An 8,940-nucleotide genomic window follows, 5' to 3' on the forward strand; every position below is an offset into this window, starting at 1 on the left:
GTTGACCTCGTTGAGGATGACATTGGCCGCTTGGCCGTGGAGGTTGGGGTTGCCAAGGATGATCCCGCCCAGCTGGGTGGCCTGGGTGCGCTCGGTGGCGTTGTTGAGGATCAGCCCCTGCTGGCCAACGTTGTAGTCGCTGAACTGGTTGTGCGACAGCCCGCTGCCGTTGGGCGCGGCGATGTTGACGATCGGCACGCCGTTGCCCGCCTGGCCGAGGCTGGTGCCCGGCCCGCTGACCACCACGCCTTCGGCGGCCTGCGCCCACAGCGGCTGCCAGAACATGGCATTGGCCAGCAGGAAGGCCAGGCCACGCTTGGGCAGCCCGCAGAAGCGCTCGCGGGGCTGAATTGCGGCCGAGCGTTGGCGGGCCAGGAAGGCAAACAGGCGAACGTCCATGTCAGGTCTCGTGAATCAGGCGGTCAGATGACGAAGTCCAGGCGCAAGTACACCGGGCATTCCTTGTCGGTCAACATGTCGGGGCGTTTCAGGCTGTGGGCGAAGGTAGGCACGCAAGCTCGCCCCCGCCGACAACGCACAGGCATCATCCAGTGCCTGGCCCCCGAAAAAAGAGCGCGAGATGTTATTTTGCCATCACGGAAACGTCAAATTAATATCGTCAAAAAACCGTGAAACCATCTACTGCCTGTTCCAGCAGCCACCCAAGCTGAAGCTCCAGGCAGCCAGAGGCCACCAGCGCACTGCATCCAGGGCTATCGAGGACGTCGGAAGGGAAGAAATCGGTGCCATGCCTCATCTGGGCATGCGCACCGCAAGAAGCCACACAGAGAAGAGAAGAACTGGCCGCAGCGGCCAGCAAGGACCCGCGAATCGAAACCGGGAGATACTGCCCGGTGATTCCCGGCCCTTGCAGTGCACACGGACTACAAGTCACCCAACAGTTCGCGTATGAACTCGGAGAAACTGTCCGCCACCTGATGGGCCTCACGGCTCACCGGGTCGATATCGACAACCACCCAGCCATTGTTCGTGTCGAACCCTGAGCAGTAACCCTGCAGGTCATCGCCGAACAGCAGGATGCCTTCCAGGGCGTTGTCCCCATCCTCATCGTAGACCTGGTCAGGCGTGAGCAGGCCTTCGTACAACATATAGGCCGCCTCACCCACTTCCCCCCATCCAAGCTCCCTGATGAACGCCAGGTAATCGGCCGGCACCTGCGAATGGGGGCCAGCCAGCGCCGAGAGCACCTGCGCTTCGGCTGTCGTCAGTTTGGAAAGGGGGCCGGACACCTTGTCCGGCTGCAGATCGTCATACATTCCCATTCACCCTGCCCTCTTATCGTGATGTGAAGATTTCCCTGCTCACGCTGTCTTTCCCATGGATGCCACCTTGATGCTGGTCGGGGAAGCGTGCCGGGTGCATGTTCCACCATTCGTTAGGTCCGCCGAACCCACTTTCGATGATGTGGTGCGCATCGTAGGGCTGTCCGGCCTTGCGCACCACCTTTGTTCCATCCTTGCTCATCACGTTCTCGGTGTAGCGGGGCCACGTCTGGCCTGTCTTGGTTTCCCATTGGCCGATCAGCTCGTCCTTGACCTTGTTGAACTCGCGTCGGTGTTTCTGGGTTTCCTTGGGCGTGAGCTTGGTGTAGTTCTTTTCGCGCAAGGCATTTGCCAGGTTGTCGCGTTGCTCGGCGGTGACCTTGAGGCCCGTGTGCGCCTCCAGCTCATTGAGATAACGCCGTGCCTGGCTGGAAAGCTGGGTGAACGCCGATGTCGGCCCCTTGGGCGGCACATCGCCGGCAGGCGGCTCGTGCGGCTTGCGGGTATCCGGCACATCCAGGTGAGATCCCGGCCCATTGCTCCCTTCATGGTGGGTGCCGCCCTTGCGTCCTGGTATGGCGCCCATGATCACGCTGGTGATCAACTTGCCACCGCCAATCAGGAAGTCGCCACCTTCCTTCTTGTCGAGGTCGTCCTCTCCCTCCATGCGCTCGGCAATGTATTTGCCAACCTTCGCCACGGCCTCCTCGACCTTGGCATTGAAGTCCTTGGCCAGCTCCGTCTGGTCGATCACCTGGCTGACAGCCAACTGGATGACAGCCTTGGGGCCTTGCAGCATGGCAAGTGCCACGGTGACCGCCTCGGCCCCATCCGGATGCGCGTCCAGGTACTCGTTGATGGTCGAGACATAGGTCAGCGTCCATTGGACGCTGTCGCGCTCCGCCGTGACATGTGTCGTGTCTAGCTGCAGAGCCCCCAGATTTCGCTCAAGCTCGCGGGTGAAATCCTGCGACTGCTCGAACACATGCTCAAGGTTGTTGAGCTGCTGCAATACCTGGGTCTGGAAGTCTTCCTTGCCCATCAAGGCCATGGCATCGCGTGGCGACATCCCTGCCAGGATCAGCGACTCGAGGGTGTTTTCCGCCAGCGCCCGGCCCGCGACCGCGACAGCGCCGCTGTCCATTGGCCGCCCGGTCATGCGCTGGTAACGATTGACCAGGGCGTTGAGGGCATTGCCGGCCTGTTCGAAGTTCTTCAGCGCCGTCTTGTCGTAGTCGAGCAGCCCATCGCTCCATTTCTGCAGCGTCTCCTTGGGATTCAGCACATCGTGCAGCGAGCTGTCGGTCACATAGAGATCGGTGCGCGACTCCTTGTCCCGCGTGATTTCGTAGGCTTTGTCGAGGTCACGGTTCAGCCCGACGGTGGAGTCCTGGCCGGTCTCGGCGTCCTTGCGCACAGTGATATCACCTGCACCCACGGTGGCGCGGACGGTCTGCTCGCGGTCCTTTTCATACTCCCAGCCACTGACGCTCCAGCTGGTCTGGTTCTTCGAACCCTTCTCGCCGTTGCCCGAGTCTGCGGTGACCTTGCCGTTGGAAGGGTCCTGCTCGGCACTGGCCGACCCCTTCTTCCAGCTGCCACCCACGTTCAGGTAGTAACCGTGCTCCTTGTCCTTGCCGGCAATGTCACTGAAGCCCAGGGTGCCGGTATCGAGCTTGAGATTGCCGTTGTCGGCGGCGATCAGCGCACCGTCGAGCTGGGTGTGGTTCTCGGTGCGGATATCGACCTTGTCACGCCCGGTGATGCGCGTCTGGTCCTCGACCCACTCGGTCTTGCCGGTGGTCTTGCCATAGCCGACCGAGCCACTGACACCGGCGCCCGGGCCCACGGTGACGGTGGCATTGATGTCGAACTCCTTGCCCTTGACCTTGCCAGTGTCGATGGCCGAGGCCACGTTGAGATCGCCACCGACACGGCCGATCACTTCGTCGCCGCGTACCTGGGCGCCCTTGATGTTGGTGTCCTTGCCACTGGTGAACTTCAGCTGGTCACCGGCATACACATAGGCTTGCTGATGACGCTGGGTTTCACGCTCCAGGTCGCCCTTGCCCATGTTGACGCTGGCGTAGACGCCCACACCTTCAGAGCCGAAGGTCAGGCCGACCTCGCCACCGCCGCTCTGACGGTTCTGCTCCTGCTGGCTGTCGTTCTTGGCAGCGACGATGTTCAGCTCATTGCCGGCATTTAACTCCACATCGCGGCCGGCCTTGACCTGGCTGCCCACGATATTCAGGTCATTGCTGGCGTCGAGCTTGATGTTACCGCCGGCCTCCAGCTGCGAAGGCGTGGAGGTGCCCTGCTGGCTATCGGCACTGGCAGTGCCATGGCTGCCGCCGATGCCGACCTTGAAGCCGCCACTGGTGCCACCATGCACGCCACCCCAGCTCTGCGACTGGTTGCTTTCCTGGCTGCTGCTGCCCTTGGCGACATCGATGTTGATATCCCGGCCTTTGATATCGATGTCTCGCCCGGCCTGGACCTTGCTGCCCTTGATATTGACGTCGTTGCCGGCCTGCATCTTCACATCGTTGCCGGCCTCCAGCGTCGAAGACCGATTGCTCTGCTCCACGCTTTGCTGGCTGCTGGTCTGCTTGCTGGTACCGATCTTGCCGTCTCCGGTGGGGCCGGAGAAGAACTGGCCGATGGCGTCCACGGTCTGCAAGGTGCTGGAACCCTTGCTGACGCCATCCTCGCCCTTGCCGGTATTGCTTATCGCATCCTTGGTACTGCCGGCGTTGTGTTTGATCGAGCCACTGACCCCCTGGCTCTCATACTCGCGTTCCTGCTCCTGGATACGCGTGTCGCGGCCGGCATCGATGTTGATGTCTCGTCCGGCGCCAAGGCTGATATCGTGCCCTGCCAGCAAGTCCGAACCGGTCTGGTTGATATCACGCCCGGCATTGATATCCAGGTCCTTGCCAGCCTGGATGCGACTGCCGGCAGCCAACTGCTCGCGCAGGCGGTCCTTGGCTTTCTCTTTTTCAACGCCGGCGAAGAAATTGGTACCGTTGTCGTCGGTGTCCGAATGCAGCCCGACGCTGCTCGACTTGGACCACTGCGTATCGTCACGCTGGTTCTGCGCCGCAGTGATATTCACGTCACGCCCGGCGTTCAGGCTGACATTGCGTCCGGCATTGATCCCGCTACCGAGCACGTTGATATCGCGTTCCGCCTCCAGGGTAGCGTCGCGCACGGCGACCACCTGGCTGCCGACACTGGTGCTGCTGCGCGCTTCATGCCCGGAGGTCTTTGCCGACGCAATCGACACCGAGGGGATCGAGACGTTTTGCACGCCCGGCAGCATCAGCGCTGTCGGCGACAGCATGTCCTTGGCCGAAAGCGAGAGCTTGAGCTTCTGCTTGTACTCCTCGCTGCGGCTATAGGCGGTGTCGTTGGCCGATACCAGGTTGACATCGCCCTCGTCATCCACCAACCCGGCGCGCAGTTCCACATCGTTGCCGGCATTGGCCTTGCTCGCGCGCAGGCGCACGTCGCTCCCCGCCGCCAGGACAATGTCGTTGCCGGCATCGAGCTCGCTGCCCACCTGGGTGGCGCTGGTCTTGAGCTGGCTCTTGCCGCTCTTCGACAGGCCGAGGAAGCCGGACTTGGTCTTCTTGCTGAACTCGCCATGCTCTTCGACGCCGGACAGCACCGCCACATCGCCCGTCGCGCCAATCATGAGGTCGCCGCCGGCCTTGAGCTGGCTGCCGATCACCGTGACATCGCGGCCGCCATCCAGGGAGATGCCGCCATAGTCCTGCTTGCTGACGTTGACGGTGAGATCACCACCGGCCTCGATCACCGAGGCGACGTTGGTGCTGTGGTAGCTCTCCTTCTGGTTCGAACTCTTGCGACCGAACGAACCCTTGCTCTTCTTGAGGTAGTAGGACGCACTTTCGTCCTGGGCGGAAGCGATGGTCAGGTCGCGCTCGACGTCGATGTCGACATCGCCCTTGCCCTTGACCTGGCTGGCGACGATGGCCATGTCCTGGCCGGCAGACAGCGACACGTCACCACCGGCCTTGACCGTGGTCGAGACCTGGGTGACCTGGTCCTTGGACTGGGTGACCTTCTTGCTGCGGCTGAAGCTGTGGGCTTCGTTGGCGGCGGAGGTCAGGTTCAGATCTTCGCCCGCGGCCAGGGACAGGTTGCGGCCTGCATCGATCTGGCTGGCCACCGCGGTGAGATCGCGGCCCGCGCCAATGCTCAGGTCGCGACCGGCGGTAACCGTCGCGCCATGCTGCTGCACGGTGTTGTTGCGCTGGCGGTTGCTGTAGAAGCCTTCGCGCTCCTCGACCGACAGCAGGCTGACATCGCGCCCGGCGTTGAGGGACAGGTCGCCGCCACTCTGGATCACACTGGCGACGTTGTTGATGTCCTGGCCCGCCTTGAGGCTGAGGCTGTTCCCGGCTTCGATACGGGCGGCGTTATCCAGGTAGTCCTTGTGCTGGCTGGTGCCGCCGAAGTTGGTGACGGCGCGCACCTGGTCGCGCTGGTTGAGGATGTCGCCATTGACCGCGGTCAGGCTCACGTCGCGCCCGGTGATGATGCCGCCGGCGCTGTTGCTCAGGTTGTTGCCGGCCAGCAGTTCCAGGCGCTCTCCGGCCTGGACCAGGCCGGTGTTGACCAGGTTGTTGCCAGCGGTGGCGGACAGGTTGCGGCTGGCCTGCAAGGTCCCGACGTTGGTCAGGTTCTCGCCGGCGATCAGTTCCACGTCCTGGCCGGCGATCAACGCGCCGTTGGGGGCCAGGCGGTTGTTGGCCTGGGCCAGGTAAAGCACCGGCACCAGGACGTCCTCGCCGTTGACCTGGTGTTTTTCCATCCACACGATGTCATGGGTCAGCGCCGCCACCTGGGAAGCCGTCAGGCCCGCGCCCAGGCTGAGCTGCAGTTGGTCCTTGCTGCGCAGGGCATTGTCCATCAGGTACTTGAACAACTGCTCGCCGGAGGTCTGGCCATCGATGAACTGCTGACCAGTACGGGCCACCACCGCCTGCTGGATCAGACGTTGCTCGTAGAGGCCATCGCCCAGGCGCTTCCAGCTCTGGTCCGGATCGTAGCCCAGGTTGCCGAGCAGGTAGTCGGAGCTCATGAACTGCTTGAGGTCGGTCAGGACCGGGTTGGTCTCGATCAGGTACTTGTGTGGCTTGCTGGTGTATTGGCTGTCCGGCATACGGGTGACACCCGCAATGTCGGGACGTGAGTTGCTCCACGGGTTGCCGTTGGCACCGGGATGTCGCGGCACAGGGGTGGCGTCAACCGCTGCACCGCCCGGTGCGTAGACACCGATGGCACTTGCGTTGCCGCCCACGGCACCGCCCTGGTGGGCAATGCGGTCGATGTCCTGATGGCTCTGGTTCCCCGCACTGGCGTCCATGGCCTGCAGCGCGCCGGGCTGACCGCCTGGTGCCAGCGCCTGGCGGCCCTGGTTCGAAACCTCGGCAGTTCCCAGTGTCCAACCCTGCGGCGAGGCACCCGCGGCACTGCCCCCCTGGCCACTCAGGCGGAACAGTCCGTTCTGGCCGGTGGGCAAGGTGAAGCCGCCCAAAGCCAGGGGGTTGACCTGTTGTTGCGCCAGGTCAGGGGGAAGCTGGGCGTGAATACGGATAACCGTGTTACCGGCAGCGCCCGGCAGCTTGGGGTCAAACGCCTTGCCTGCCGGACCACTGACCGTCAGTCCTTCCTGGATGACGCTGTTGATCACGTCCCTGGTGGCATTGATGCTTACCCGGCCACCCGCCTGTACCACAGCATTCGCGGCACCGACCTGAGTGCCGTGCTCGATGGTACGCTGGTCGTAGAACGTGACGCCTTGAATCTGCGCGGGCAGCGGCGCTCTCGCATTCGGGTTGTATGCCGGCGCAATGTTCAGCGCACTGAGCGAGAAGCCGTCGAACCAGCTCTTCCAACCGATGACCGCGATGGTATTGAAGTTCGCGGTACCGCCAAGCCGGGTGTAGGGCGTGATGCGTGACTCGTTCCAGTTGGCATCCCACATGCGCAATGTGCCAACGAGGTGTCTGTCGCCGTTACTGTTGGCCCTTGTGTATTGCGGGTCATTGGCTGCGTTGTAGCGCATCACCGCAGCAAAATACGGCATGGCGTACTTGACCTTGTCCACGCCTGACAGGGTGAACGACTTCAATACCGAATAGGTGCCCAGTGCCTCGCCCTTGTTGAGGAAGTTCTGCACATTGACCGTGATATCACGCTGTGCGGTGATCACCGAAGCCGAGTTCTCCAGCCGCCCCCCGAGCACGAACAGGTCGCGGCCAGCACGGATGGCGCCGGCGGGCGAGTCGATCTCGACCTTCTTCTCGTAGTACTCCTCAAGCACCATATGACCGCCGCCCGGGCCGGTCTGACGCATGCCGATCGAGCTCCACGTCGGGGCCCCCGTGGTCTTGAAAATTTCCTTGCGGTTCTCGATCGTCTGCGCATTCAGGCGCATGTCCCCGGCACTTTCCAGGCTGCCGGAGATGTTCTCCACCTTGCTCGCCAGCCCACCTGCGGCATTGCCCGCCACCGTCAGCCCAGCCAGGCTGTAGACGTCGCCATAGAAGTTGGTCAGGGTCCCGGTGTACAGCTGCATGTCCCCGCCACTGAACAACAGGCTGCGATCGTTGCGCAGGCTGCCGGTGGTCACGCGCACCAGCTGGTTGCCTCCCAGGGTCCCCAGGTTGTTCAGGCTGCCGGCATTGACCAGCAGATCACCTGCCGCACTCAGCCGCCCCTGGTTGGTCAGCAGGCCCGCCACGTTGACCGTGGTGTTGCCCACGCCGGTGATGCTGGCGTTGCCACCCAGGCTCATCTGCGCCGCGCTCACGCCCAGCGTACCCAGGCTGTTCACCCGCCCATTGGCGCTGCTGTAAGTGCCCCCCAGGTTCAGGCTGAGATCACCGTCACTGGCAATCAGGCCATCGTTGCTCCAGTTGCCGCCGTTGCCCACCAGGCTGTCGAATGCCAGCAACTGGCCGCCGGCGGTCTGGGTGAGGTTGTTGACGTTGACCGTCAGGCGCCCGGCCTGGATCACGCTGGCGTTGGTCCAGCTGTCGGCGGTCAGGGTCAGACCGCCACGGGTGATCAGATTGCCGCCAGCGCGGGTCAGGTTGAGCGTGTCGATGTCGAACACGCCCTTGCCCGCATGCAGCACCTTGCCGCCGACGTTCTGCAACACGCCGACGCCGAGCGTCAGGTCGGTATTACCGACTTCCACCAGCCCGGTGCGGTTGTCGAACAGGCCGCCAATGGCGAACTGGCTCTTGCCTGTGCTGCCCACGGCACGCAACTGGCCACCCTGGTTATCCAGGCTGGCGGCAGTGATGGCGAAAGTACTCGCGCTTTCGACGATGCCGCCACGGTTGTCCAGCGCGCCGCTCAGCCCGATGTCGATACGCTGGCCGACCATCTCGCCACGCGCGTCACCACCGTTGAGCAGGCTGGCGCCGGTGACTTTGAGCAGGCCACTGGCGGAGATGCCGCCGTCGCGGTTGTCCAGCTGCCCGGTGCGGATCAGTGCATCACCACCCAACGCCGCGATGCGCCCGCCGTGGTTGTCCAGACTGGCGCTCTGCACATCGAGGCCCAGGGCCTGGAGGATGCCGCGCTGGCCATTGGCATCGCTGCCGTTGCGCAG

3 protein-coding genes are annotated in these 8,940 nt (G+C 63.3%); all 3 read right to left on the reverse strand.

Going from position 1 to position 8,940, the window contains the following annotated elements; all coding sequences use genetic code 11:
* Nucleotides 1-399 (reverse strand): filamentous hemagglutinin N-terminal domain-containing protein (locus tag NMG10_RS25595; protein ID WP_254465359.1); only part of this gene is annotated, 399 nt, incomplete at its 3' end.
* A gap of 485 nt (nucleotides 400-884) precedes the next feature.
* Nucleotides 885-1,277: an SMI1/KNR4 family protein gene (locus NMG10_RS25600; protein ID WP_232857788.1), complete on the reverse strand. Its 393-nt coding sequence runs from the start codon at nucleotides 1,275-1,277 to the stop codon at nucleotides 885-887.
* A 19-nt stretch (nucleotides 1,278-1,296) separates the two neighbouring features.
* On the reverse strand, nucleotides 1,297-8,880 hold the full coding sequence (locus NMG10_RS25605) for a hemagglutinin repeat-containing protein (RefSeq protein ID WP_254465360.1): 7,584 nt from the start codon (nucleotides 8,878-8,880) through the stop codon (nucleotides 1,297-1,299).
* Nucleotides 8,881-8,940: the final 60 nt, after the last annotated feature.

This window comes from Pseudomonas sp. DVZ6, from assembly GCF_024259445.1.
GTDB classification, from domain to species: Bacteria; Pseudomonadota; Gammaproteobacteria; order Pseudomonadales; family Pseudomonadaceae; genus Aquipseudomonas; species Aquipseudomonas peradeniyensis.

What these genes read in the sequence shown, in the direction of transcription:
- NMG10_RS25600 (WP_232857788.1), bottom strand. Translation starts at nt 1,277, where the DNA reads ATGTATGACGATCTGCAGCCGGACAAGGTGTCCGGCCCCCTTTCCAAA.